Raw genomic sequence first — 24,497 nt, 5'->3', positions numbered from 1 at the left:
CACTCAAGGCTCGACCTAATTCGGAGGTCTCTCCCCGTTATGACGATCAAAAAGACGTTCGCTGTAGTTTCTGCAGCCTCCCTAACCCTGGCCCTCGCGGCATGCGGTAGCGATAACGGCTCCGCGAACGGCTCCGGCGGCAACTACATCACCGCATGGGGCAGCGAACCCCAGAACCCGCTGATCCCGGCAAACACCAACGAAACCGGCGGCGGCCGCATCGTTGACAGCATCTACTCGGGCCTCGTGTACTACGACGCGGATGGCAAGGCGCAGAACGAGATCGCAGAATCCATCGAGCCGAACAAGGACAACACCAAGTTCACCATCAAGCTCAAGAAGACCAACTTCTCCGATGGTTCCCCGGTTACCGCAAAGAACTTCGTTGACGCGTGGAACTACGCAGTGGCAAACGATCAGCTCAACGCTTCCTTCTTCAGCAACATCAAGGGCTTCAAGGAGGGCGTAAAGGAGCTCGAGGGCCTGAAGATAGAAGACGATTACACCTTCACCGTCGAGCTCAACAACCCTGAACAAGACTTCCCAGCACAGCTGGGTTACTCCGCGTTCTACCCGCTCCACGAGTCCGCCTTCGATGACCTGGAGGCCTTTGGCCAGAGCCCAATCGGCAATGGCCCGTACAAGCTCGCCGAGTGGAACCACAACCAGGACGCTACCGTCGTTCCGAACGAGGAGTACAAGGGTGGCCAGAAGGCTGCTAACGACGGCGTTAAGTTCGTCTTCTACACTTCTAACGACGCCGCCTACGCCGATCTGCTCTCCGGCAACCTGGATCTTCTCGACGCCGTCCCAGATGCCGCCTTCGACGTCTACGAGTCCGACCTGGGTGAGCGCGCATCCAACCAGCCTTACGCAGGCTTCCAGTCCTTCACCATCGGCGAGAACCTTGAGCATTTCTCCGGCGAAGAGGGCAAGTTACGCCGCCAGGCAATCTCTTACGCAATCAACCGTGACGAGATCACCGAGACCATCTTCAAGGGCACCCGCACCCCAGCCAAGGACTTCACCTCCCCTGTTCTGCCGGGCTACTCCGAGGACATCGAGGGCAATGAGGTCTTGAAGTATGACCCAGAAAAGGCCAAGGAGCTGTGGGCCAAGGCCGACAAGATGAACAAGTGGTCCTCGCCTTCCTTCGAGATCGCCTACAACTCTGACGGCGGCCACAAGAGCTGGGTTGACGCAGTCTCCAACTCCATCAAGAACACCTTGGGCATCGAGGCAGTTGGCGCGCCTTACCCGGACTTCAAGTCCCTGCGTGATGAAGTCACCAACCGCACCATCAAGACCGGCTTCCGCACCGGCTGGCAGGCAGACTACCCATCCATGGGTAACTTCTTGGCACCGCTGTACCAGACCGGTGGCTCTTCTAACGACGGCGACTACTCCAACGAAGAGTTCGACAAGCTCCTGGTAGAGGCAGCAAAGTCCAGCTCCCAAGAAGAGGCTAATGCCAAGTACAAGGAGGCCCAGGCAATCCTGTTCGAGGACCTGCCGGCCATCCCACTGTGGTACCCGAACGCCACCGGCGGCTTCTCCGAGGCCGTAAGCGACGCTAAGTTCAGCTGGAAGGGCGTACCGGTCTACTACGAAATCACCAAGGAGTAACCCTCCTTCCGCTCATGGCACCTGCTCCGCCTCGGCGCGTTCGAGGCGGAGCAATGCCATGCCCGCCCCTTTCTCGGTTTGCACATCCCACAGTTTCTGTTACGGACTAGGCCCGTTATTGACAAGGCCCCCGCGCACTACCCCTCTAATAATTCGATAACGCCTGCATATTGCACATTGAGATAGGTCACAAACTACGATTTCCTATAGCCAGACAGGCGACAGATTTTAATAAACGCGTAAGCAGCCTCTGCCACAGCGTAAATACGCACGGACCCGCCAGGTTCCACGCGGCGTCGGCAAGCGAATGTACACAACTAGTAAAGGACGACACTATGTTGCGCTATATCGGGCGACGAGTGCTCCAGATGATCCCGGTGTTCTTCGGAGCCACCCTGCTCATCTACGCACTGGTTTTCTTGATGCCCGGTGACCCGGTCGAAGCCCTCGGCGGCGACCGCGGCCTCACCGAGGCAGCTCGCGCCAGGATCGAGGCGGAATACAACCTCGACAAGCCATTCATTGTCCAGTACCTGCTCTACATCAAGGGCATCTTCATGCTGGACTTCGGCACGACCTTCTCCGGCGTCCCGGTCACTCAGGTCATGGCTAATGCCTTCCCCGTCACGGTGAAGCTGACGCTCATGGCCATTGTCTTCGAGACGGTCTTCGGCATTCTCTTCGGCGTCATCGCCGGCATGCGCCGCGGCGGTTTCTTTGATTCCACCGTCTTGGTCGTGTCCCTCTTGGTTATCGCCGTTCCTTCCTTCGTCATTGGCTTCGTCTTCCAGTACCTCATCGGTATTAAATGGCAGCTGCTGCCCGTAACCGTCGGCGCTAAGGCTTCCTTCGAAGCCCTGCTCATGCCGGCCATCGTCCTGGGTGCGCTGTCCCTGGCATACGTCATCCGCCTGACACGTCAGTCTGTGGCCGAGAACCTACGCGCTGACTACGTACGCACCGCGCGCGCAAAAGGTCTTTCCAGCGGGGCTGTTACCCGCCGACACGTGCTGCGCAACTCGCTTATCCCCGTTGCCACCTTCATCGGCGCCGACATCGGTGCGCTGATGACCGGCGCCATCGTCACCGAAGGAATCTTCGGCATCAACGGCGTCGGCGGCACCATGTACCAAGCCATCCTGCGCGGCGAGCCGACCACAATCGTCTCCTTCACCACCGTGCTGGTGATCATCTACATCATCGCCAACCTGCTGGTTGACCTCCTCTACGCAGTACTCGACCCGAGGATCCGCTATGCCTAAACTCGACAAGACCACCCAGTACCCAGGCCAGGAGCACTTCATCTCCGACGTCGACGAGACCGGCCTCGGCGCCGTCGACGCTGTCAAGGATGAATCCGCCCCTTCCTCCCAGTGGGGCGAAGCATGGCGTTACCTGCGCCGCCGCCCATTGTTCTGGGTCGCCGCCGTGATGATCACCTTGGCGATTCTCCTCGCGCTCTTCCCCGGCCTTTTCACCAATACTGACCCGCGTATGTGCGAGCTCTCCAAGTCGCTCGACCCAGCAGAGGCAGGCCACCCATTCGGCTTTAACCGCCAGGGCTGCGATATCTACGCCCGCGTTATCTACGGCGCACGCGCATCCGTGATCGTCGGTGTTTTGACCACCCTCCTCGTGGTCATCATCGGTGCCCTAGTGGGCGCCATAGCCGGCTTCTTCGGCGGTTGGATTGACGCTGTTCTCTCCCGCATCACCGATATCTTCTTCGCCATCCCGCTGGTGTTGGCGGCCATCGTTGTCATGCAGATGTTCAAGGAGCACCGCACCATCATCACTGTGGTTCTCGTACTTGGCTTGTTCGGCTGGGTATCCATCGCCCGCATCACCCGCGGTGCCGTTGTATCCATCAAGAACGAGGAATTCGTCCAATCCGCGCGTTCCATCGGTGCTTCCAACGCCCGCATCCTGTTTAGCCACGTCCTGCCGAACGCTGCGGCTCCGATCATTTCTTATGCCACCGTCGCGCTGGGCACCTACATCGTTGCCGAGGCCACGCTGTCCTTCCTCGGCATCGGCCTGCCCTCCACGTTCGTCTCGTGGGGCGGCGACATCTCTGATGCACAGGCCTCCCTGCGCATGAATCCAGCCGTTTTGTTCTACCCGGCAGGCGCTCTGGGCCTGACCGTTCTGAGCTTCATCATGATGGGCGACGTCGTCCGCGACGCCCTCGACCCGAAGGCAAGGAATCGCTAATGAATAAGCCACTTCTTGAAATGAAGGACGTCCACATCTCCTTCGAGTCCTCCACCGGCACCGTCGAGGCAGTACGTGGCGTCAACATGACCATCTACCCAGGCCAGTCCGTGGCAATCGTGGGCGAGTCCGGTTCCGGTAAGTCCACAACCGCGATGTCCATCCTGGGACTTCTGCCGGGCACCGGCAAGGTGACGAAGGGACAAATCCTCTTCGAGGGTGAGGACATCACCCACTACAACGACAAGCAGTTCGAGGCCCTGCGCGGAAACAAGATCGGCTTGGTTCCGCAGGATCCAATGTCCAACTTGAACCCGGTCTGGCGTATCGGCACCCAGGTCGAAGAGTCGCTGAAGGCTAACAACGTGCTGGAGGGCTCCGAGCGCGAAAAGTGCGTCGTGGAGATCCTGGAGGAAGCAGGGCTTCCCGACGCCGCGCGTCGCGCCAAGCAGTATCCACACGAGTTTTCTGGCGGCATGCGCCAGCGCGCACTCATCGGCATCGGCCTGGCTGCGCGCCCAAAGCTGCTGATTGCCGACGAGCCCACCTCGGCGCTGGACGTGACCGTGCAGAAGACCATCCTGGACCACCTGGGTCACCTCGCTGAAGAGCTGGGCAACGCCGTGCTATTTATTACCCACGACTTGGGCTTGGCGGCAGAACGCGCCGAGCACCTCATCGTGATGCACCGCGGCCGCATCGTGGAGTCTGGTCCTTCGCGCGAGATTCTGCGCGATCCGGAGCACCCATATACCCAGCGTCTGGTTACCGCAGCGCCTTCCTTGGCTTCCTCGCGCATCCGCGCTGCCCAAGAGGCAGGCGTGGAAAGCACAGAGCTCAAGGCCGCGGCTTCGCACAGCGCCAACATCGAAGATGAAGCTGTCATCTCCGTGCGCAACCTGAACAAGGAATTCGATATCCGCGGTCAGCGCGGCGAGAAGAAACTGCTCAAGGCAGTCGACGACGTCTCTTTTGATATCCGTCGCGGCACCACCATGGCACTCGTGGGCGAGTCTGGTTCGGGCAAGTCCACCGTGGCAAACATGGTGCTGGGCCTGCTCTCCCCGACCTCCGGCACCATCGAGTTCGAGGGCAAGGACACCTCGAAGCTGTCCAAGAAGGAGCTTTTCCAGCTGCGCCGCAAGATGCAGGTGGTCTTCCAGAACCCATATGGTTCCTTGGATCCGATGTATTCCATCTACAAGTGCATCGAGGAACCACTCGCGCTGCACAAGGTGGGTAACCGCAAAGAGCGCGAGGCCCGCGTTGCAGAGTTGCTCGACATGGTGGCAATGCCGCGTTCTGCGATGCGCCGCTACCCGAACGAGCTTTCCGGTGGTCAGCGTCAGCGTATCGCGATCGCTCGTGCCTTGGCCCTGCACCCAGAGGTCATTGTTCTCGACGAGGCGGTCTCCGCACTCGACGTGCTGGTCCAAGACCAGATCATCAAGCTCTTGGCGCAGCTGCAGTCCGAGCTCAAGCTGTCTTACCTGTTCATCACCCACGACCTAGCCGTGGTGCGTCAGACTGCCGACGACGTCGTGGTTATGCGCAAAGGCAAGGTCATGGAGGCTGGCACCTCCGAGGCCATCTTCAACAACCCGCAAGAGGAATACACCCGCAACCTCATCAACTCGGTTCCAGGCATGCACTTGGAGATTGGCACGGGCAGCAACTTGGGGCTGACCAAAAGCTAGCTAGCAACGCAGCTGCCGGTGTCTGCCGGGCTCCGCAGCTGCGTGATATCGCCGATGTGGTTTTTTACCTCGTCGGCGGTAAGAGCGTAGCCGGTCTCCGCATCATCCACGGAAGCGCCGAAGACCACGCCCAACACCTGGCCCATGTCATTGACTATCGGGCCACCTGAATTTCCCTGGCGAATGGTGCCGCGCACCGTATAAGCATCACGCTCGACGCGGCCCTTGGAATAGATATCCGGCCCAGCAATGGTGATGCGCTCGCGCACCCGCGCCATGCCGGCGTCGAACGGCCCGGAGTGCGGGAAGCCCATGACCATTACGTCATCGCCGGTATCTGCCGGTTGTTCAGCCCACTCAAGCGGAGCAATTCCCAGGTTCTTGCTGTGCAGCACAGCAATATCGACGTCCGGGTTGTAATAAACCACCTGCGCTTCGCGCAGCCCCAACACGGTATCGAGGTGCACCTTCTCAGTGCCGGCTACCACGTGGGCGTTAGTGATCACGTAATCATCGGCCGCGACGAAGCCGGAACCCATCAAGCGGCGGGAGCAAACCTCTGCGTCGCCAAGCACGTGAATAATTGATGGACGCAGCTGCTCTACCAGCGCAGGATCGTTCACGTCCTGTGGCGGCGCGGCCACCTCGACGGCTGAGTCGGAAGTCTGCCACGGCGAGACCAGCGGCGGCAGGCCGGATTCATTCAGCATCGCCGCGACACCATTCGGCAACGCAGCCAGCTGCGTAGGCGCCACCCCATTAAGCGCCGTCAGAATGCGTGATTCGCGCAAGGCCTTGCCTGGGGTACCGCCCACATTGGAGGCCAAGGGCAGCGAAACCAACCAAATCACAAAGATCGCAGCCACTGCCTGGAAGCCGGCACCGATGAAAGAATCCACGCGCTGCTTTTGCCGGGTCCGCATTCTATCGCGCAAGCGCGCACCGATGCTTGCGCCGATGAGCTGGCCGACGCCCACGAGCAGAATAAGCACGCCGATGGCCAGCAGGAAGCGCAAAGCCGCTTGGTCCGTAAGCTGCATGGCAACGGGGGCCAGCACCGTGCCCAACACAACGCCTGCCACGATGCCCACGAAGGAAAGCACGGCAGAGATAGCTCCTTGGCGCCAGCCCGCCACCAAGGCGAGCAATACGGCGACCATGATCAGGAGGTCTAGGGCGAGGGTCAGGGTCACGGGAGGAAAATCTTTCTTTTTCTATTGTCTAAGAAGAGCCGTAAGTAGCCTGCGAAAGCTAAAACATCTTCTCATTATTCCGGGAGCGGCTTAGTGCGCCGTGCAGATCATGCACGGAATTGTTATCCCATGTGCGCTCCCACCCAGCGTGCTCCAATATTGTTGCCAGAATTCCGGCAGTAAACCCCCACACGAGGTAGTCATTCGTATAAAAGGCCGGGCCATGCCACGGACCGAAGCCCACCAACAAACGATTCTTCGGCTCCGCGAGCTCACGCAATGGATACCAAAACACGTCATCGGTCTCTTCCGGGCTGGCAGCCCAGACCTCGCCCGGGGAGTGCCAGTAGGCCAAGACCGGGCTTACAGGGTTACCCGTTGCACGAATATGCAACTGCTCCCACACTTCCAGGGCAGTCACACTCGCGCGCTCCAGCCCGGTTTCTTCCCAGGCCTCGCGTAGTGCAACGTCGACAAGCGTGGCGTCTTCTGGGTCCCGCCGTCCGCCAGGGAAAGCAATTTGGCCTGAATGAGAGCGCATGGTGGGCGAACGGTGTGTGAGCAGCACTTCCCCATCCTTAAAACTAGAGCCTTTGAACAGGACCAAAACGGCAGACTCACGCCGCACCGGTGGTGTGGTTTGGGTAAAGCGATCCGCATCCCGGTTGCCGATTCGCTCCTGCACCGCCCGCGCATCCACGCCTAAGGCAGGACGCAGCCACCCCGGCGCTCGTTCTGGAAAGACCGTGCGTTCCCGCGTGCTCATCGCAGGGCCTCCTCCACGGCCTTCTCCAGCTCTTCCTCCGACTTAAAAGGCTTGACGTACTGCTTTTTCACCTCGCCCTTATAGGCCACGACGGTGACCGGGATGACGCCGGGAAGACCCAGGGTGCCGGCGAAGGAATTATCGGAGTCTTGGTAGCTTGCGAGATTCACGCCGAGGTCTTCCAAAAAGGCCGCGCCATTTGCTGCATTCTTATCCGCATGCACTCCCACGACGGACCATTCGGGATGCTCATCCGCAATCTGGCGCACATACGGCAGCTCAGCTCGGCAAGGCTCGCACCACCAGGCCCAGACGTTGATGACCTGCACATCCTTTGCCTTCCCCTTGGCCTGCGCGCCCAAGCACTCAAGTTCTACTCCGGCGACCGGCCCTTCCGGACACGCCGGGCGCTTGGCGACGTCCGCGTTCGCGCCAACACCCGCAGTAGCGCTCTGGTCCGCGCCTTGGGCCGCATTCTGGGCCGCATTCTGGGAACTGTTTGAGGCACTGTTTGCGGAATCCTGGCCTGCGCCCAAAAGGCTGCGTGCTCCAACAAAGGCCACCAAGGCAACAAGCACTGCTGCGATGAGCGAACCGATGACATAAACGTTGGGCCTGTTCATGCGCAATACCTTACTGCCCCTACCGGACATCAGGAGGTGCGGCGCCCGTAGGACACAAATGACGCACTACACAGGCACCGCATTGCGGGGAACGCGCATGGCAAACACGGCGGCCATGGAAGATGATGCGATGCGAAAACATCGTCCATTCTTCCTCCGGCAGCAGCTGGGCTATGTCCTTTTCAATCTGCAGCGGCGTCTTGGATTCGCTCAAAGCCATGCGCTGCATGAGCCTTCCGAAGTGGGTATCCACAGTAATCCCCGGCAGCCCAAAGGCATTGCCACGTACCACCAGCGCAGTCTTGCGGCCCACGCCGGGCAAAGAGGTCAGCTCCTTAATCCCGGTAGGGACTTGCCCATCGAAATCGGCCATGATTTTCTCGCCGATGCCCAGCAAGTGCCCCGCCTTCGCGCGCTGAAAGCCCAGCGGGCGCAAAACAGCCTCCAGGTCGGCCCTTCGGGCCGCGGCATAATGCGCGGCAGAGGGATACTCTTCAAAAAGCTCCGGGGTAACCTGGTTGACCCTGGCATCGGTGCATTGTGCCGAGAGCACCGTGGCTACGAGCAGCTCTAGGGGATTGCGAAAATCTAGTTCGCATTCGGCGTCGGGGTACTCCGTTGCTAGCAGGTCATTGATGCGCGATGCACGGCTAGCGGGCGATGACTCAGACATCTTTCCTACCTTAGTAGAATGGCGGGCATGGTCTCACTGGTTATCATCGTGCCCGTCGCCCTCGCACTGTTTGCAATCCTCATGGAAAAGCTTGAGGCGAAGGTCCTCGGAAACTAAGAAATTTCTTCGCATACGCCCCTGACCTCCTCTAAGCTGTGACAATTTTTCACGAGGTTAGATAAAGTGACAAATTACACTGTAGGATGAGATGAGTTACATAGGGGCGCGCGCCTGTATCGCTAGAACACATCTAGGTTTTCGTTACACACGCGTCAAATGCTTGGAAGAGTTCTGAGCATTTCAACACCACTACCCCCCATTGACTTCAAGGAGTAAATCGTGGAAGGCGTACAGGACATTCTTTCTCGCGCTGGCATTTTCCAGGGCGTTGATCCCGTCGCGGTACAGAACCTCATTGAGCAGATGGAAACCGTCCGATTCCCGCGCGGAACCACCATTTTTGATGAAGGCGAGCCCGGTGACCGTCTCTACATCATCACCTCGGGCAAGATTAAGCTGGCCCGCCACGCTCCGGATGGCCGCGAGAACCTGCTGACCGTCATGGGCCCTTCCGATATGTTCGGCGAGCTCTCCATCTTCGATCCAGGCCCACGCACCTCCTCCGCAGTCTGCGTCACCGAGGTGCAGGCAGCCACCATGAACTCCGAGATGCTCAAGCAGTGGGTCGCTGATCACCCTGCCATCGCCCAGCAGTTGCTGCGCGTTCTGGCTCGCCGCCTGCGCCGCACCAACGCGAACCTCGCGGACCTCATCTTCACCGACGTTCCGGGCCGCGTTGCTAAGACCCTGCTGCAGCTGGCTAACCGCTTCGGCGTGCAGGAAGGTGGCGCACTGCGCGTCAACCACGACCTCACCCAGGAAGAGATCGCCCAGCTGGTCGGCGCTTCCCGCGAGACCGTCAACAAGGCTCTAGCTACCTTCGCGCACCGCGGTTGGATCCGCCTCGAAGGCAAGTCCGTCCTCATCGTGGATACCGAGCACCTGGCAAAGCGCGCTCGCTAATAGCCTTAAAACTAAAAGTAATCTCCCAGCTTCCCTATTCAGGAGGCCGGGAGATTATTTTTAGTTTTAGCGGTTTTGTTCAGGCAGTTTATTTGCCCCGCCTACTTGCGCGCAGCTAAGTACTTCAAAGTAGTACGAGTGGACTGCTCAGCTGCATGCCGCAGAACTGGGTCAACGTCGTCATACATCTCATCGACCAAAGTCTTGAGATCAATGTCCTCGCCCAAGCGGCCGTGGATTTCCTTGATCTGCTCAAGACGGTGGTAGCGACGGTCAATGTACTTGCGCGCAACCTGGGAAACATCATCCAAATCTGGGCCGTGGCCAGGCAGCAGCGGGATATCCTTGCCGCGCTCTTCCAGCATGTCCAAGGTCTTCAAGTATTCGCCCAAGTCACCGTCGGTCTCAGACAGCAAGACGGTGTGGCGGCCGGCAATGGTGTCGCCGGTCATGATTCCCTCGAGCTGAGAATCCTTGGCAACTCCAGACCACACAAAGAAAGAGGTGGAATCCGCAGTGTGCCCTGGGGTGTGGACCACCTCTAGCTGCGGGGTGATTCCGTCGACGGTGATAATTTCGCCGTCGACAAGCGCCTCTGCTCCATTGCAGTAGTTCGGGTCGAAAGCGCGGATCGGCGCACCGGTGAGCTGGCGAAGACGCTGCGCACCCGATGCGTGATCATCGTGACGGTGGGTAACCAAAATCAGCGCCACCTCGCCAGCGTTAGCGCTGACAACGTTGAGGTGACCTTCATCTTCTGGGCCCGGATCAACAACGATGGCCCTGGAATCTTCGTTAGCGCGAATGATCCACGTGTTGGTTCCCTCAAGTGCCGTGTAGCTTGGGTTGTCACAAAGAACAACGCCCACGGATTGAGTCACGGGACGCAATTGGCTGTATGCAGGATGCTCCATGGTTACTAAGCCTATCCGATCACTTAGAAATTTCTATGATAACTTCAACCTCGACGGGCGAGTTTTTCGGCAAAACGGCCACGCCCACAGCCGAGCGAGCGTGAGTGCCAGCCTCTCCGAATAGCTCTCCGATGAAGTCAGAAGCACCGTTGATAACAGCAGCCTGCTCCACAAAGTCAGGTGCCGAAGCCACGAAACCTACAACCTTGACCACGCGCGAGACGTTGTCTAAGCCAACAACAGAATCGATAGCTGCGAGAGCATTCAGCGCTGCCACCCGGGCGTATTCTTGCGCATCTTCAACAGATACCTCTGCGCCGACCTTGCCGGTGGCAGGCAGATTGCCGTCAATTACAGGCAACTGACCGGAGGTCCACACCTGATCTCCTACGCGAACTGCAGGCACGTAGGAAGCAAGCGGCTTTGCCACCTCAGGCAGTGAATATCCAAGATCGGCTAGGCGCGTGAGATAGCTCATTACTGCTCCACCTCACGCTTGAAGTAAGCCACGACATTTTCCGGATTCATGCCGGGAGTGATGGTAACCAGCTCCCAACCATCTTCACCCCAGGAATCGAGGATCTGCTTGGTCGCGTGAGTCAGTACTGGCGCGGTAGCGTATTCCCATTTAGTCATAGGCCATATTCTACCGGCCTAAGGGCAAAAATGGCGCGTTAACCAACCCTGCGATTTGGTTAAATACCGATGAGTTCGCCGCCCTCAGCTAGGTAGTGTGCCCAGCTGGTGATGTGCGGGTTCTTGCGCAGCAGCGCACGGCGCTGGCGCTCAGTCAGGCCACCCCATACGCCAAATTCCACGCGGTTATCGAGGGCATCGGCACGGCATTCATTGAGCACCGGGCAGTGGCGGCAAATTACAGCAGCCTTACGCTGCTCGGCTCCACGGACAAACAATGCGTCTGGGTCACCGTTACGGCACTTTGCTTGAGTTACCCATTCACCGCGCTCGGTCGCACTTGCAGACTTAGACGCTCCCGTTACCTTCAGGCTTACGGTCATGACTGGGTAGCTCCTTCCTCTACTACCTATTCCGCGGCTTTGGGAATAATTTTTATGAAACCCCATGCAAGCAGCGCAGCCGCTTGTAAGATGTTTCAGATTGCGGAATATTATGTAACAACGGTAAGTGTATTCACACGCGTAAGCACTTGTCTAACACGTCACACTTTAGGGGGGAGTTCATTCTTCCCCGCTCACAGTTTCACCACGTAGGGTGTTTCTCGTGACTGTCATCAAATCCCTGGGAAAAATTGCCCTCTCCACGGTTCTAGTGGGGGCGCTCATCGCCGTAGTAATTGCCCCCTTTGCGGGTCTTTCTGGTGTGGCAATTGCCCGTACCAACGACACCATGCAGTCCGATCTGCAAGATCTCACTGCTGGCGACGCCCCGGGCGTATCCACGATTTTGGACGCCAAAGGCAACAGCCTGGCCTATATATATGAGCAGCGTCGCCACCCTGTTAGCGCCGAGAAGATTTCCAAGCCGATGAAGCAGGCAATCGTCGCAATCGAGGACCGCCGGTTCTACGAGCACGAGGGCGTTGACTTCCAAGGCAATTTCCGTGCCCTTTGGAGCAACTTGGCTTCCGGCGGCGTCTCCCAGGGCGCTTCAACTTTGAACCAGCAATATGTAAAGAACTACCTGCTGCTGGTCAATGCCAAAACGGAGGAAGAACGCGCCGCCGCCATCGAGCAATCGGTACCGCGCAAGCTGCGTGAGATGCGCATGGCAACGGACCTCGATAAGAAGCTGGACAAGGAAGAAATCCTCAGCAATTACCTGAACCTCGTCCCCTTCGGCAATCACGCCTACGGCGTCGAGGCCGCTGCGCGCACCTATTTTGGCACCCATGCTTCTGAACTCACTGTGCCACAGGCAGCGATGCTGGCCGGCATGGTCCAATCCTCTGAGTACCTCAACCCCTTTACCAATAAGGACGAGGTGCTCTCGCGCCGCAACCTCGTGCTGCAGTCCATGGCAGATAGCGGTTCCATCACCCAGGCAGAGGCCGATAAGTACGCCCAGCAAGATCTCGGCGTACTCGATAAGCCTTCCCTGCTTCCTAACGGTTGCATCAGCGCCAAGGATCGTGGCTTCTTCTGCGATTACGTCATCGAATACCTAGAAGAAAAGGGCATCTCCCGCGAGCAGCTCGCCCGCGGCGGCTACACCATCCGCACCACGCTGAACCCGGACGTACAAGACCAAGCACTCAATGCGGTGCGCTCTCAGACAGACCCCAATACACCCGGTGTCGCCGAGGTAATGAACGTGGTCGAGCCCAGCAAGTCCAACCGCCCAGTGCTCGCCATGGTCTCCTCCCGCACCTATGGTCTGGACCTCGACAAGAACGAAACCATGCTCCCGCAGCCGCACTCCCTAGTGGGCAACGGCGCCGGCTCGGTCTTCAAGGTCTTTACCGCCGCTGCCGCTCTGGAGTCTGGTTATGGCATCAAAAATCAGCTCGATGTCCCAACTCGCTACGAAGCAGAGGGCTTGGGCTCCGGCGGTGCCGCGGGCTGCCCACCTAACCGCTATTGCGTGGAAAACGCCGGCAACTACGCCGCGACCATGACGATGCAGGATGCCTTGGCGTTCTCGCCGAATACGACCTTCATCAAGCTCATCGAGCAGGTCGGTGTGGAGCACGTAGTAGATATGTCCGTAAAACTGGGCCTGCGTTCCTATGGCGAAAAAGGCAGCTACGACAAGGACACCTCGATCGCCCAACACATCAAGGAATCCAACCTGGGTTCTTACACGCTTGGACCGACTGCCGTAGATCCGCTGGAGCTGGCTAACGTCGGCGCCACCTTGGCCTCGGAGGGCATGTGGTGTGAGCCTAACCCGATCAGCAAGATCACGGACAAGGACGGCAACGAGGTCTACCTCAAGGTTCCGAATTGCGAGCGCGCCGTCAACAAGGACATCGCCAATACGCTGACCAACAACATGACGGCCGATACCGAAAAGGGCACTGCCTCTGCCTCCGCACAGATGATGGGCTTTAACGGCAAGGCTGCGGCAAAGACTGGTACTACAGAGTCCAATCAGTCCTCCGCATTCCTGGGCTTTAACTCCGCTATATCTGCCGCTCCTTATATCTACAACGACGGTACCAACACCTCCTCACTGTGTACCAGCCCGGTGCGCCAGTGTGGTTACGGCGATCTCTTCGGCGGCCTTGAGCCCGCGCGTTCCTTCTACTCAATGGCCTCTAGCATTCCGGCCGCAGCACAGGGCACGGTTCCGAATTACAACAAGGCTTATGACGAGGGCAAGGTCAATTCGCTCTTCGACAGCCTCCGCGGCAAGTCCGAAAGCGAGGCTCGCTCCAAGCTAGAGGCCGAGGGCTATGAGGTAAAGATCTCGCAAGTACAGGGCAACGGCGTGCCTTATGGCCGCGTGGTCCGCGCGATTACTGGGCCAAGGGGCCTCAAGAAGGGTGCGGAGGTCACTTTGCAGCTTTCCGACGGCACTTCTGCCGCACCTCCACCTTCCTCCAACGGTAGCGGCCAAGGCGCCGAAGCAGCACGGACCGGCACCGGCGGTGCCAACTCGGCCCCTTCCGGCGATCAGCAACAGCAGCAACCCGCGCCGGAGCCGCTCATCCGTCAGGAAGACATCGACGCCGTCGCTAACGACATCCGCAGCTTCTTCGGCCTCTAGCTTCTAGAGAAGCTAGAAGGGCATAAAAAATACCGCTCTATGTATTTAAGGCACTCCGATCGCGGAGATTGAACGCCTTATTTGCATAGAGCGGTACGCGTTTTTAGGGCTTAAGACAGCTTTGCCTTTACAGCCGCGGAAAGGCGCTTGCCATCAGCGCGGCCAGCGGCCTTCGCGGTGGCAACCTTCATCACATTACCCATCTGCTTGATGGTTACGGTCTCACCGGTTTCTGCTTCTACCTCAGCGATGGCCTCGCCGACGAGGGTGTCCAGCTCGGCGTCGTCAAGCTGCTCTGGCTGGTAGGCCTCGAAGTAAGGGACGTCGGCAAGCTCGGCGTCGGCCAGCTCCTGGCGGCCATTTTCTGCGTATACCTCAGCGGACTCGCGGCGCTTCTTGATTTCGCGTGCGATGACCTTGAGTACGTCTTCATCGGTTAGTTCATGGCGTGCGCCATTGGTTTCTTCTGCCTGAATTGCAGCGAGCAGGGCGCGGATAGCGCTGGTGCGTTCCTTCTCGCGGGCCTTCATTGCGGTCTTCAGATCTCCACGAATGGTTTCTTTAAGCTGGCTCATGTACTTCAATCTACGCCAGGTAGGCTTGATTAGGTGAAGATTCTCCCGATTATGGGCGGCATTGCCGCCGCTGGCCTTGGCACCCTGGCGTGGGGTTACACCGAACTGACCAAGTTTGAGCTGAAAGAGTACACGCTGCCGCTGCTGCCTGCGGGCACTTTGCGCGGTGAGGAAGAGTTCCGCATCCTCCATATCTCGGATCTGCACATGATTCCGGGGCAAGAAGCAAAAATTGAGTGGGTTGCGGCGCTGGATAAGCTGAATCCCGATTTGGTGGTCAACACCGGCGACAACCTGTCGGACCAGGGCGGCGTGCCCGATACGCTGCGCGCCCTCGGCCCGCTGCTGAACCGACCAGGCCTGTTCGTCTTCGGCACCAACGACTATTGGGCGCCGCGTCCGGTCAACCCATTCAAGTACCTGTTGGGCCGCAAGCGTGAGCCTTCCTACGTTGACCTGCCATGGAAGGGCATGCGTGCGGCATTCATTGAGCGTGGCTGGCACGACGCCAACCAGGCTCGCGTGGAATTCAAGGTGGGCGACGTCAAGCTCGCCGTCGCTGGCGTGGATGATCCGCACCACGACCTTGATGACTATTCAGAGATCGCCGGCGCCCCCAACCCGGATGCGGACCTGGCATTGGCACTGCTCCACGCCCCTGAGCCGCGCGTACTTGAGCAATTCGCTGCCGACGGCTACCAGCTTTCCCTATCCGGCCACACCCATGGCGGCCAGATCTGTCTGCCGGGCTCCCGCGCACTGGTCACTAACTGCGGAATCGACCGCGCTCGTGTCCAGGGTCTGCATGACTTCGGCCCGATGAAGATGCACGTTTCCAACGGCCTCGGCACCTCGAAGTTTGCCCCTGTGCGCATCTTCTGCCGCCCTTCCGCGACGCTGCTGCGCATCACCGAAGTTGCCTAGCGCCGCATCTGCCCTCACATGCTAGAGTCCCCGCTCAGCTGGCGTTTTGTTGTTCACCCTCAGGCTGCGTTAAAGTATTCGGGTACCGCGTAAGACGGTTTCCGGGATATGGCGCAGCTTGGTAGCGCGCTTCGTTCGGGACGAAGAGGTCGCAGGTTCAAATCCTGTTATCCCGACCAATATAATCGACGGTTTTGCGAATCTAGCTTAAATCATTTGCGAAACTGCTCCGCATAGCTAAACCCACCGCTTCACCGCGGTGGGTTTAGTCGTTTTCGCTCTGTTCCAGTCGTTGACTAATAAGGAACACAACATGGTTCGTCCCCTCTAAAACGACTTCTAGCCCGGAACCCCATATCGGTTTTCCGAGCTAGATGGATAAAAGTATTCAGTTGGTCTTAAGCGGCCTCGCGCGCAGGCGGCGCGTTCGGGCTTGCCTTCTCGCGCGCCGGATCGCGCGGCGGTACAGGTTTACCAGAGTCAGGAGGCGGAGTCTTTTCATCCCGATCCACCCGGCCAAGAAAACGCCGAATCATAGATACATTGGCCGCGACCACACCAAGAGCTGTATAGAAGAAGGCCGCAGCAAAACCGCGTACAGGTCTTCTCGTATGGTCACCAATAGCAGCACCACCACGATTGTTCTTTACATAGTCGTTGCGGGTTTCAATCACATTGCGCCACGTGCCATACACCTTCTTCCATTCCGGTGTCTTAAAAGCAGGGCCAGTTTGGCGGTAGCGCATTCCCTCCTTATTCGGGATGGTTACCGAGACCTTATTGGTACAGCACTTTCCTTTTGCCTTGCGCGCGGTAGATAGATTTGGCCCGGAGATGGAGGGTAGTCCTCTGTCTCTCGCGTCCTGGCGCTGACTCTTTTCCACCAAGGGACATGCCAGTGTCTTTCCTTTACCTCGTCCCGGACACATAAACATCTGGCTCTCACCGGAGAGCTTCTTGCCTTTTCTCCGCATGGCAAAGGCGCGGCGCTCGTTGATCCGCTGGTTGTAGGTGGCCTCATCAATACGTCCGGCATAGAAGTCTTCGGTGGCTTCCACCAGAGGTTTCGGCATGGCAGGACAATACCAGTGGCCTTCAACTAACCCCATGGTTTCATAGGATCCGCGCTTTCCCAGCTGATTGGTTCTGTAGTCTCCCACCAGGGTATAGCCGAGTTTGCGCAGTGGTTCATGGAAGTCTTTGGTCTTAGCCACCGCGAAGTAAGCACGATCGCCCACCACTGTGCCCTTAGGTGTCTCAGGATCATCCGTTAAATGCCGCATGGCTTCCAACCCACGGATCGCAGGGTTGTGGCTGGGCCGGTCGAAGGCCATGCCCATAATCAGGTGTGGCTGTGCATATGGGCCTTGGTCGCGGATGACTCCGGCAACAAGTGTGGCCTCCCAACCCCACACATGCTTGGCGTTTCGCTTTCGGTTTGATTCGCCATGTGTTTCTTGTCGCTCGTCACGGGAGTACCAGCCTGCCTCCGGCTCGGAGGACATGAGATCGTCCGGTCGGTTCGTCCATCGGTTGTTGCCACGGCGCACGCCTGGAATAAGTGTTCCGTCTAGGGTGAGGTCTCCCTGCCAGTTGGCTCGGTATTCTTCGGGCATGTCCTCGGTACTTGCCATAACTAGCTCATTGAACACGTAGGTGGCGCGCTGCCATTTTTCCTCGCGGCGCTCAGGGTCTTGTTCGTCCATCAGCCGGTTGAATTCAGCACGGGTAAGCCTGGCGCGGTGCGGGATGTTGTCGAATGGGTCAACGACATCAAGGAAGCTGTGCAGCGCACGCCACAGGCGGTAGTACCAGTTGCTGTGCTGGGTTGCGTAAAAGTCACCTACCCGTCGTGCCTTATCGCGGCTGGGCAGGTTAAGGAGTTCTAAAGCCTTGTCTGTCGTATCAGGCGAGGCCAGGAGCGTCGTCATGGTGGTCAAATGCATGGGTTGACCAGAACGCGCCAGAATCAGGTAGAGCGCAAGGATGGTGCGGTCGTTAACGGATTTAGGCCTGCCTCCTTTGGCGGGGTCGTAGCCGTCTACTCGCCTCCAGGTGTCAAGATGGTGGCAGATGTCGGTGCGGTCGATGATGGTCAATGCCCAGGAAACGCTGGCTCCATCCAGGCGAAGCAGCGGGGTGGGTGTGGTGTTGAAGTGGGCCACCTAGACTTCGCCTCCTGCTCTCGGTTCGACGACTCGAAGCGGCGGGTAGTCTGGTTCGTCCCTGTTGCCGCTGATCCACTCACGGTATTCGGTCTCGGTGAGCGCGCCAGATTCAACGATCATGTGGTGAAACGTGTCCTGGAAGGGCTGGATGCTTCCGGTGGCATAGACCAGATGGTTAAAGTCCACGCGCTCGGCGGCATGAGTAGCGATCCAGGTATAGCGCAGCCTGGGCAGTGTCGGGGCAAGGCCGGTACTCGATGGGTTCTGGCTGGTCTTGTGGATGAAGTCAGCAATCAGGTGTGGGCCTGTGGCATCGTTGCGGCGGCGCGCCGAGTTGGGTTTTACCAGTGGTTCGTCTCTACGGTCGTCGCCCACGCCATGCAGCACTTGGCGCATGAGGTCGTCGAAAGGTGCAGTCAGCGGAACGGTACGCGGCTTTAGCCCACGACCACCGCGTGCATGAACCGCCAGCACTGTGCCAAAGTCGGTGAAGTCGCCATAACGGCAGTGATAGATTTCCTCGGTGGACATGCCAGCACCTAAAGCCAGTGACACGATGATGCAGGCCACGCGCCGCGACTCGCGGCGGGGGCGGGAGTGAACCCAGTCGTCGATTCGGATAAGTTCGCTGGCGTTGTAGGCGCGGCGCGGAGCCGTAGCTGCCGGGTAAAAGACCTCCGGTAATTCTTCTGCCCACTCCAGCGCGCCTTCTTGGCCAATGACATGGCTTGCGCAGCGGTTGAGGATGCGGCGGGTGGCATTGAGGCTGGATTTGGATAAATCCGCTGTACGGGCTTGTAAGTAGGTGCGGATCTTTCCGCCATCGCGCAGCAGGTAGATACAGCCATCCACGGAGATGTCGTCGTACCAGCGGTCGCGCATGTAGCAAAAGTACGTGGCGAGCACGCGCTTGCGGTTGCGCTCAACGGTAGGAGTTGTAGGTGGCAGTAATCCGCGTGTCGTCAGTGTGTCGATCACAGCGTAGACCTCATTGTATTTAGACTTAGGTGGTTCGTCTTTTTCTTCTTGTTCAAAGGAAGTGGTCTCGTGGCTTCCGACCTTCCCGCCGAGGCTCCGGTCAGGCGTTACGCCAACTGGCCTAATGCCCATATCGAGGCCCACGATCCGGTCATGCGGAAATTGCAGGACTTTGCCCGCAACGTCCAGAAACTCACCCTGGACGGGAGCTACCCCAGTGCCAAAGACTTGGCCGAGGCCTGCGGTATCCCCACCTCCACCATCACCCGAATCATCCGCGGCGAGATGATCCCGACGGGACGTGTCATTGCCAATATCGAGGTCACCACAGGCAAGCCCTTGTGGCCGCGCCATCGCAGCAACCGATACGGCAGTCAGTGACCCGAGGGTTGGAAACTGCATGTTTCCGACACTGGTAAGGCGGGTGTGAGTTACATGGGTGTCGTTCATGGCTCACGAGGTGAGCACACCTACACCACGAAATAGGTGGCGGTGCCTTCTTACCTCAGACCATGAGTAAACCCGCAGGTCACAGGGTGGTTCGTCCCTGGTGCGGTCTGTGCGCCATGAGACGAGTTTTGCGTATCCGCAATCCAACTTTGCAGATGTGCAATCGCTAGGGATAGCTCAGGAAGTCTCCGTGAGCCGAGCTACAGCACGTACAGGCCTCCACCTGGGGTGCCATGAGTCGATCCTCCGGCCAAAAGAATCCGGTAGGCATGGCGGCGGTTAGCTCCGGCCTCGACCACGTAGTCCTCAAACTGGTGCAAGGACTTCAGTCCTGCCGCAGCACACAGCACATCAGCGGGAACTCCGGCTGCAATGCGGTCGATAATCCACGTATTGCGCAGCCTGCGGGTATCCGGCACCATATCCGGCGATGTACTAGGTGTTACCCGGCGGAGATACGCCGAGAGCTGGCTGACGTTCTCGTTGTCGCGGCCTGGCCTGAACAGGTAGTCCTCCGGGCCGGTAGCCATAATGACCGGCTGAAGTACCTCGATATGAGACTTGAGCAGTGGCACCTCGCGCGGGCCAGCCCCGCGGTAGCCGTGCGGAAACAGCAGCACCCCGTCGCCGTCAACACGCACGTCTTTGCCGCGCAGCGTGCAGATTTCTCCTGCGCGCAAGCCCGCACCAAGCGTGAGTGCTAGCACCGTAGTGAAGTTGCGGCGGCGGGCAGCTGTGGGTTGCGACTCGGCCCAATCCCACATCCTGTCACAGGCATAAGAGTCGTAGGGTTCAAGGGTTGGCTCGTAGCTAATCGGGTGCTGGTAGTCAGGGTTCCAGTCGTCGTTGATCACCTCCGCCACACGACACAGCAGCGAGCGCTGGGTTCCTGCGGTGGACGGGCTGAGCTTTGCACCACCTCCGGCAAGGAAGTAGTTTCCGATGATGTCGGGGTGGAAGACGGTCTCGACAGTCACCACGCCGTAGCTCACCCAGACCCAGGCGGCGAGCTTGGACACGCAGTTGAGCGTGTTGCGCAGTGCGTCGCGGCTGGTGTTATCCGGGGTGATGTTAAGTGCGCGCACGCACTCGCGGGTGAAGTCGGCAACGTGGCTCCACGGCTCAGAGCGCACGGCGTGTGGTGTGTAGTTGGCGATGATCGCCTCATAGTCGGCGGTGGTGTAGTTACTGGACATGGGCCTTTCCTTCGTCGGCACGATCGCAGTGGAATGGGGCGGTGTAGTGGATGCTACGTAGCTAGGCCACGCAGTGCACTCCGCTACACATAGTCTTGTTTGCCGATCTGCAATCTGGCAAGCAGGTGGCCTCACACCGCCAACTTCGCAGGAATTTCTTATATGGCCTGCATGTTTGCGGTTCCGCAAACATCTACCAGACGAACCACCACATCATGTTGTGGAGATCAAAAAAGGGACATGCCATATTTAGTACCCCCGCGCGAGCCTCGGACACGGCCTTAATCCTACCCACCAAGTCCTTCAAGGCCCCGCTTTGTGGCCCACAGCTATGTCCACCACAACATGTAGATCCGCTGCCCCCGGTTGTGGCTAACCGATACGTGCGCGACCTGCGCGGAGCCTCAACCACACCCCGCACCGACTAGCGTGACCACCGTCGAGCGCGATTGCGTATCCGCAATTTTGTCTTAACTCACGCGGCTTGTTGCCATACCTCGCACATCGGCAACCCACCGCGCGGACAGTTTGCGTATCCGCAAATTTCTACCTGTTACCGTGCCCGACACTTGACATTTCCACTGCTCACACCCTCAAAGGAAAGGGACGAACCATGTCCACACTCGACATGAGCACACCACTGTACTGCCAGTACTTCACCGCCGAGCTTGAGGTAGACGACCTCGCCCAAGTCACCGAAACCCTGAAACAGGGAAAACAGGTGGCCGACACCATCTTGTCCATGTCCACCGCCGCGCTCTACAACCACGTCATTAGCTTCACAGGCCCGCAGGGGCTTATCACCGAGCGCGAAATCAACGTCCTCACCGCGTTTAACTCCATGTCGGTGGCCACTGCCCCGGTGCGCGTCACGTTTGTCACCCTGGCCGACACTTACGGAAACCGTGCGGGACTCACCCGCATCCAAGGCGGTGAGTCCGCCCGCGGCCTAATCCCGCTTACCCGGTCTGTAAACGAGGCCACGGTTGCAGACATGTCTGCCACCACACCAGGACTCACCATCAATCTGCCCAATAGTGTCCACGACGACCTGATCATTCGCTGCACGACTTTTGACCCGGACGGGTGCGTTCCCGAAGCAAAGGACGAGTTTCCCGGCGTGGACTACTGCCCTAGCCTGTACCACCTTTTGCGGGACGAACCATCTCCAGGCATCGACATCACCCACGACATTATCCGCGCACTACTTCCCTACCGCGGGATCCACATGGAGGTAGAGCCGAGGATTCTCGATGGCGATGTAGACATCGAGCGGCTGTAGCTGCTGGCTACGCTGTAAGCCATGAAGGAACCCAGCTGTGGTGTGTGCTGCGGCTGGGTTTCTTCTTGGGGAGGGTGAAGAGGGGACGTGATGGGACACCGGCCACGTCTTAAGTCGGGCAGCGTCTCCGCCAGACCCGGCAGAACTTGCACACCGCCGACTGTAAGCATATACTTACACCTGACATCGTTCGATTACGATATGGAGGGATGATGGACGCAGCACGGCTCGCTCAGATGCTCAGTGCTCTCGGAAGTGAGCCTCGGTTGCGAATTATCGCCTCCCTAGAGACGGAGTCGACCCATGTCAGTGAGCTGGCCCGCCGACTTGGAATGTCTCGGCCACTGCTCTACCAGCACCTCAACCGCTTGGAAGCTGCTGGACTCATCGAGAGTGGCCTGGAACAGCTCGGAGAGAGCCGAGTGAGGAAGCACTACTGGGTCGCTCCGTTTCAGCTTGAAGTAACTCCAGACCACATTAGGCACCTGATTAATCAAGAACAGAAAAGGGAATCTTCGTGACACTTACCGCTACCGTATTTCTTGTCATCCTCGCCGCCGCATTACCACTCGCGATCTTCGTTGCTCTTACCGTCTGGGTGGTACGCACCGTCACCAGCGCACGACGCGAAACGGCGACGGCGATCGATGGTTCCAACCAACTCATCGTGGAGCATCTACGCAACATCACCGAGCGGTTGGATCGGATTGAGGCCCAACTCAGCGAGATCCCCGAGTAATCAGGCTCTTCCTTAAACAAGGGGCGCGGTGGTTTTGGCTCCGCGCTATGGGCTGTCACAGCGTATGCGCTAAGCACGTCGCGTAGACCTCCAGCAACATAAACTTGCTTGTGACTTTGGCGGCGGGGTGTGTCTCCGGTCGTGGCGTTATCCTGTCCCTCTCGCGGATAGGGGCTAGGACTGGGGACGAACCACGTGGTGTGCCCCCACCTCCGACACCGCCCCGGCCCACCTGCCGACGGAACCGGGAACGGAAACCGACGGAAACCATAGCTGTGGTTCGGGTCGTTGCAGGTGGGTGGGTAGTTTCGCAAAAGACTCTAATCAGCACAAGCTGACACAAATGGTCGCTGCTTCACACAGAGCAGCGACCTTTTTCTTTTTCCGCCGCCGCCCGCCGGTCGGCTTCCCCGCCATGAAGCGCGTAGCGAAAGCTGGCTACCAGCAAGATTGACTTAAACCAGCTCGCTTAATTCAGCGGTCAGCATTGCTTGGTCGATCGCAATTGCGGTGGCAGCTCCGGCTCCCATAGCTTGTGGGACTTGGTCTGGTGAACTGGTTACATTGCCTGCAGCCCACAGATTTTGTTGGGAAGTACGTCCGTTGGATTGCTGAACCCATCCGTCCTCGTCGTACTGACAGCCTGCTTCAATCAAAAGCTGGTGGTTCGGGTGGAAAGCCGGCCCCACAAAACAAGACTCAAACCGGATCTTTTCCCCATCCACGCTGAGGATAAGCCCCTCAGAGAAATCAGGATCGGCGGCAACCTGCTGCACAGGCTTGTTATTTACCTCGATGCCACGCGCGGCGAATTGCTTGAGGTCTGTTTCGCCAAGAGAAAGACCATTCGGGAAGAAAGTAATGTTCGGGCTCCACTTTCGCAGCAAGTGCACCATCCGCACAGTAAATCCCGGATTGAGGCCGCCGATAACCGCGATTCGACGATTACGCACTTCATATCCATGGCAATACGGGCAATGGAAAATTCGTTGGCCCCACAACTCCTCTACACCGGGAACATCTGGCAATTCATCCGTAATACCCGTGCTGACCAAGACATGTTTGGCGCGGATTTCATCGCCTTCAGCAGTAATAGCTCGCCAGCCCAGTGCGCCGCCCTCGGCAGGCTCAAGCTTGGCAACAGTGCCTTTTATATAATTACCGCCGAAAGCACGAAACTCGCTTTGCCCCTTTTCCAAATACTCCACCGGGTTCACACCGTCGAGCCCCATAATTCCGTGCGCATGCGAGCTAAACCGATTGCGAGGTTTGCCGCTATCGACGACAGCAACGCTTCGCTGTGAAGTGCCCCAGGTTTTGTTCCGTTTGAGTAGATGGGAAAATCTGGAACATGCCAAGGAAATTTGACCAGGATGCGAAGGACCGCGTGGTCCGTCTCGTTGAGGACCGCATCTTGGCGGAAAATATGTCGATGCAAGCCGCGTGCCAGGCAGTAGCCCCAAAGCTGGGGGTTTCATGGCACACAGCTCGTCAATGGACCCAGCAGGCCCGCCGTTCGGGAAACACTCCAGAACCTGTGCCTGAAGATTTGGCCGCCGAAAACGCGAGACTACGCCGTGAGAATCAAGAGCTACGCGATACTAATGAGCTGCTGAAGGCTGCCTCAGCTTTTTCGCGTCGGAACTCGACCCCAAACGTCGGAAATGATCCGATTCATCGATGAACACCGGAATCGTTTCTCTATCGAGTTCATTTGTAAGACGTTGAAGAATAACCGGGCTGGTGGGTTTATCACCTCGCGTGGT

The 24,497-nt window shown here is 58.5% G+C and carries 24 protein-coding genes, 1 tRNA gene and 1 pseudogene; 13 read left to right on the top strand and 13 right to left on the bottom strand.

Translation table 11 applies throughout. The annotated features are described in order from the left end of the window. Nucleotides 1-39 precede the first annotated feature (39 nt). From HMPREF3169_RS07645 to HMPREF3169_RS07630, 4 genes are all read left to right on the top strand, one after another. Complete coding sequence (locus HMPREF3169_RS07645) at nt 40-1,626, top strand: peptide ABC transporter substrate-binding protein (RefSeq protein WP_062036152.1); 1,587 nt, start codon at nt 40-42, stop codon at nt 1,624-1,626. Nucleotides 1,627-1,961: 335 nt separating this feature from the next. Beyond that, a complete protein-coding gene (locus HMPREF3169_RS07640) occupies nt 1,962-2,888 on the top strand; it encodes an ABC transporter permease (RefSeq protein WP_061920199.1) in 927 nt (308 codons plus the stop codon). Beyond that, the gene (locus HMPREF3169_RS07635) at nt 2,881-3,840 is read left to right on the top strand and encodes an ABC transporter permease (RefSeq protein ID WP_061920197.1); all 960 of its coding nucleotides are present in this window, start codon (nt 2,881-2,883) and stop codon (nt 3,838-3,840) included. The genes HMPREF3169_RS07640 and HMPREF3169_RS07635 overlap by 8 nt, the downstream gene beginning before the upstream one ends. After that, nucleotides 3,840-5,537, top strand: coding sequence for a dipeptide ABC transporter ATP-binding protein (locus HMPREF3169_RS07630; protein WP_062036154.1), 1,698 nt, complete (start codon nt 3,840-3,842; stop codon nt 5,535-5,537). Before HMPREF3169_RS07635 ends, HMPREF3169_RS07630 begins: the two co-directional genes overlap by 1 nt. Here HMPREF3169_RS07630 and HMPREF3169_RS07625 read toward each other — a convergent pair. From HMPREF3169_RS07625 to nth, 4 genes are read right to left on the bottom strand one after another with little or no spacing between them, the layout of a single operon-like run. Next, the gene (locus tag HMPREF3169_RS07625; RefSeq protein WP_201040623.1) at nt 5,534-6,730 is read right to left on the bottom strand and encodes a MarP family serine protease; all 1,197 of its coding nucleotides are present in this window, start codon (nt 6,728-6,730) and stop codon (nt 5,534-5,536) included. The genes HMPREF3169_RS07630 and HMPREF3169_RS07625 overlap by 4 nt on opposite strands. Before the next feature lie 58 nt (nt 6,731-6,788). Further along, complete coding sequence (locus tag HMPREF3169_RS07620; RefSeq protein ID WP_061920192.1) at nt 6,789-7,496, bottom strand: NUDIX hydrolase; 708 nt, start codon at nt 7,494-7,496, stop codon at nt 6,789-6,791. Beyond that, complete coding sequence (locus tag HMPREF3169_RS07615) at nt 7,493-8,119, bottom strand: TlpA family protein disulfide reductase (RefSeq protein ID WP_061920190.1); 627 nt, start codon at nt 8,117-8,119, stop codon at nt 7,493-7,495. The genes HMPREF3169_RS07620 and HMPREF3169_RS07615 overlap by 4 nt, the downstream gene beginning before the upstream one ends. Before the next feature lie 19 nt (nt 8,120-8,138). Further along, complete coding sequence (gene nth, locus HMPREF3169_RS07610) at nt 8,139-8,792, bottom strand: endonuclease III (RefSeq protein WP_061920188.1); 654 nt, start codon at nt 8,790-8,792, stop codon at nt 8,139-8,141. Nucleotides 8,793-9,131: 339 nt separating this feature from the next. Here nth and glxR point away from each other — a divergent pair, with 339 nt between their 5' ends. Continuing rightward, nucleotides 9,132-9,815: a CRP-like cAMP-activated global transcriptional regulator GlxR gene (gene glxR / locus HMPREF3169_RS07605; protein WP_061920186.1), complete on the top strand. Its 684-nt coding sequence runs from the start codon at nt 9,132-9,134 to the stop codon at nt 9,813-9,815. Nucleotides 9,816-9,916: 101 nt separating this feature from the next. Here the strand turns inward: glxR and HMPREF3169_RS07600 are convergent, their stop codons facing one another. From HMPREF3169_RS07600 to HMPREF3169_RS07590, 4 genes are read right to left on the bottom strand one after another with little or no spacing between them, the layout of a single operon-like run. Next, a complete protein-coding gene (locus tag HMPREF3169_RS07600) occupies nt 9,917-10,729 on the bottom strand; it encodes an MBL fold metallo-hydrolase (protein ID WP_061920184.1) in 813 nt (270 codons plus the stop codon). A gap of 19 nt (nt 10,730-10,748) precedes the next feature. Continuing rightward, on the bottom strand, nt 10,749-11,207 hold the full coding sequence (locus tag HMPREF3169_RS07595; protein WP_070432342.1) for a RidA family protein: 459 nt from the start codon (nt 11,205-11,207) through the stop codon (nt 10,749-10,751). Continuing rightward, nucleotides 11,207-11,365: a Sp36 family protein gene (locus HMPREF3169_RS12975; protein WP_086892235.1), complete on the bottom strand. Its 159-nt coding sequence runs from the start codon at nt 11,363-11,365 to the stop codon at nt 11,207-11,209. Before HMPREF3169_RS12975 ends, HMPREF3169_RS07595 begins: the two co-directional genes overlap by 1 nt. 59 nt (nt 11,366-11,424) lie before the next feature. Next, complete coding sequence (locus HMPREF3169_RS07590) at nt 11,425-11,748, bottom strand: WhiB family transcriptional regulator (protein ID WP_061920180.1); 324 nt, start codon at nt 11,746-11,748, stop codon at nt 11,425-11,427. A 223-nt stretch (nt 11,749-11,971) separates the two neighbouring features. Here HMPREF3169_RS07590 and HMPREF3169_RS07585 point away from each other — a divergent pair, with 223 nt between their 5' ends. After that, the gene (locus HMPREF3169_RS07585; protein ID WP_070432343.1) at nt 11,972-14,419 is read left to right on the top strand and encodes a transglycosylase domain-containing protein; all 2,448 of its coding nucleotides are present in this window, start codon (nt 11,972-11,974) and stop codon (nt 14,417-14,419) included. A gap of 110 nt (nt 14,420-14,529) precedes the next feature. Here the strand turns inward: HMPREF3169_RS07585 and HMPREF3169_RS07580 are convergent, their stop codons facing one another. Beyond that, nucleotides 14,530-14,994: a GatB/YqeY domain-containing protein gene (locus HMPREF3169_RS07580; protein ID WP_061920175.1), complete on the bottom strand. Its 465-nt coding sequence runs from the start codon at nt 14,992-14,994 to the stop codon at nt 14,530-14,532. Nucleotides 14,995-15,045: 51 nt separating this feature from the next. On the opposite strand from HMPREF3169_RS07580, the gene HMPREF3169_RS07575 reads away from it, so the two are divergent. Together HMPREF3169_RS07575 and HMPREF3169_RS07570 are read left to right on the top strand one after the other, a co-directional pair. Beyond that, nucleotides 15,046-15,918, top strand: coding sequence for a metallophosphoesterase (locus HMPREF3169_RS07575; RefSeq protein WP_275437124.1), 873 nt, complete (start codon nt 15,046-15,048; stop codon nt 15,916-15,918). A 102-nt stretch (nt 15,919-16,020) separates the two neighbouring features. Next, nucleotides 16,021-16,097 (top strand) — tRNA-Pro (locus tag HMPREF3169_RS07570). Nucleotides 16,098-16,316: 219 nt separating this feature from the next. Here HMPREF3169_RS07570 and HMPREF3169_RS07565 read toward each other — a convergent pair. Together HMPREF3169_RS07565 and HMPREF3169_RS12745 are read right to left on the bottom strand one after the other, a co-directional pair. Continuing rightward, complete coding sequence (locus HMPREF3169_RS07565; protein ID WP_070456055.1) at nt 16,317-18,083, bottom strand: hypothetical protein; 1,767 nt, start codon at nt 18,081-18,083, stop codon at nt 16,317-16,319. After that, complete coding sequence (locus tag HMPREF3169_RS12745) at nt 18,084-19,064, bottom strand: hypothetical protein (protein WP_083299200.1); 981 nt, start codon at nt 19,062-19,064, stop codon at nt 18,084-18,086. It abuts the gene before it with no gap. Between the two features lie 153 nt (nt 19,065-19,217). Here HMPREF3169_RS12745 and HMPREF3169_RS13605 point away from each other — a divergent pair, with 153 nt between their 5' ends. Continuing rightward, nucleotides 19,218-19,445 (top strand): helix-turn-helix domain-containing protein, encoded by a 228-nt coding sequence (locus HMPREF3169_RS13605; RefSeq protein WP_144676499.1) that lies wholly within the window; start codon nt 19,218-19,220, stop codon nt 19,443-19,445. Nucleotides 19,446-19,714: 269 nt separating this feature from the next. Here HMPREF3169_RS13605 and HMPREF3169_RS07555 read toward each other — a convergent pair whose 3' ends face one another. Then, a complete protein-coding gene (locus HMPREF3169_RS07555; RefSeq protein WP_070456053.1) occupies nt 19,715-20,710 on the bottom strand; it encodes a tyrosine-type recombinase/integrase in 996 nt (331 codons plus the stop codon). 613 nt (nt 20,711-21,323) lie between these two features. On the opposite strand from HMPREF3169_RS07555, the gene HMPREF3169_RS07550 reads away from it, so the two are divergent. The 3 genes from HMPREF3169_RS07550 to HMPREF3169_RS07540 all read left to right on the top strand — a co-directional run bounded on the left by HMPREF3169_RS07550 (nt 21,324) and on the right by HMPREF3169_RS07540 (nt 22,731). Beyond that, nucleotides 21,324-21,992, top strand: a complete 669-nt coding sequence (locus HMPREF3169_RS07550; RefSeq protein WP_005323141.1) for a hypothetical protein — start codon at nt 21,324-21,326, stop codon at nt 21,990-21,992. Nucleotides 21,993-22,201: 209 nt separating this feature from the next. Beyond that, nucleotides 22,202-22,513 carry an ArsR/SmtB family transcription factor gene (locus HMPREF3169_RS07545; RefSeq protein WP_371325923.1) on the top strand — a complete coding sequence of 104 codons (312 nt, stop codon included), beginning with the start codon at nt 22,202-22,204 and terminating at the stop codon, nt 22,511-22,513. After that, on the top strand, nt 22,510-22,731 hold the full coding sequence (locus HMPREF3169_RS07540; RefSeq protein ID WP_005323143.1) for a hypothetical protein: 222 nt from the start codon (nt 22,510-22,512) through the stop codon (nt 22,729-22,731). Before HMPREF3169_RS07545 ends, HMPREF3169_RS07540 begins: the two co-directional genes overlap by 4 nt. Nucleotides 22,732-23,186: 455 nt before the next feature. Here HMPREF3169_RS07540 and HMPREF3169_RS07535 read toward each other — a convergent pair whose 3' ends face one another. Then, complete coding sequence (locus HMPREF3169_RS07535; RefSeq protein WP_246815613.1) at nt 23,187-23,948, bottom strand: NAD(P)/FAD-dependent oxidoreductase; 762 nt, start codon at nt 23,946-23,948, stop codon at nt 23,187-23,189. Nucleotides 23,949-24,036: 88 nt separating this feature from the next. Here HMPREF3169_RS07535 and HMPREF3169_RS13420 point away from each other — a divergent pair. Continuing rightward, nucleotides 24,037-24,415: pseudogene (locus HMPREF3169_RS13420) on the top strand (transposase). Nucleotides 24,416-24,497: the final 82 nt, after the last annotated feature.

Source organism: Corynebacterium sp. HMSC08C04 (genome assembly GCF_001807495.1).
Taxonomy (GTDB): Bacteria; Actinomycetota; Actinomycetes; order Mycobacteriales; family Mycobacteriaceae; genus Corynebacterium; species Corynebacterium simulans.
This window is presented reverse-complemented; position numbering and strand designations above follow the sequence as displayed.

Coding starts and splice junctions, on each gene's coding strand:
- HMPREF3169_RS07630 (WP_062036154.1), top strand. CDS start 3,840: ATGAATAAGCCACTTCTTGAAATGAAGGACGTCCACATCTCCTTCGAG.
- HMPREF3169_RS07575 (WP_275437124.1), top strand. CDS start 15,046: ATGGGCGGCATTGCCGCCGCTGGCCTTGGCACCCTGGCGTGGGGTTAC.
- HMPREF3169_RS07555 (WP_070456053.1), bottom strand. CDS start 20,710: ATGTCCAGTAACTACACCACCGCCGACTATGAGGCGATCATCGCCAAC.
- HMPREF3169_RS07600 (WP_061920184.1), bottom strand. CDS start 10,729: ATGGAGCATCCTGCATACAGCCAATTGCGTCCCGTGACTCAATCCGTG.
- HMPREF3169_RS07635 (WP_061920197.1), top strand. CDS start 2,881: ATGCCTAAACTCGACAAGACCACCCAGTACCCAGGCCAGGAGCACTTC.
- HMPREF3169_RS07545 (WP_371325923.1), top strand. CDS start 22,202: ATGATGGACGCAGCACGGCTCGCTCAGATGCTCAGTGCTCTCGGAAGT.
- HMPREF3169_RS07590 (WP_061920180.1), bottom strand. CDS start 11,748: ATGACCGTAAGCCTGAAGGTAACGGGAGCGTCTAAGTCTGCAAGTGCG.
- HMPREF3169_RS12975 (WP_086892235.1), bottom strand. CDS start 11,365: ATGACTAAATGGGAATACGCTACCGCGCCAGTACTGACTCACGCGACC.
- HMPREF3169_RS13605 (WP_144676499.1), top strand. CDS start 19,218: ATGCGGAAATTGCAGGACTTTGCCCGCAACGTCCAGAAACTCACCCTG.
- nth (WP_061920188.1), bottom strand. CDS start 8,792: ATGTCTGAGTCATCGCCCGCTAGCCGTGCATCGCGCATCAATGACCTG.
- HMPREF3169_RS07620 (WP_061920192.1), bottom strand. CDS start 7,496: ATGAGCACGCGGGAACGCACGGTCTTTCCAGAACGAGCGCCGGGGTGG.
- HMPREF3169_RS07595 (WP_070432342.1), bottom strand. CDS start 11,207: ATGAGCTATCTCACGCGCCTAGCCGATCTTGGATATTCACTGCCTGAG.
- HMPREF3169_RS07580 (WP_061920175.1), bottom strand. CDS start 14,994: ATGAGCCAGCTTAAAGAAACCATTCGTGGAGATCTGAAGACCGCAATG.
- HMPREF3169_RS07550 (WP_005323141.1), top strand. CDS start 21,324: ATGTCCACACTCGACATGAGCACACCACTGTACTGCCAGTACTTCACC.
- HMPREF3169_RS07645 (WP_062036152.1), top strand. CDS start 40: ATGACGATCAAAAAGACGTTCGCTGTAGTTTCTGCAGCCTCCCTAACC.
- HMPREF3169_RS07640 (WP_061920199.1), top strand. CDS start 1,962: ATGTTGCGCTATATCGGGCGACGAGTGCTCCAGATGATCCCGGTGTTC.
- HMPREF3169_RS07615 (WP_061920190.1), bottom strand. CDS start 8,119: ATGAACAGGCCCAACGTTTATGTCATCGGTTCGCTCATCGCAGCAGTG.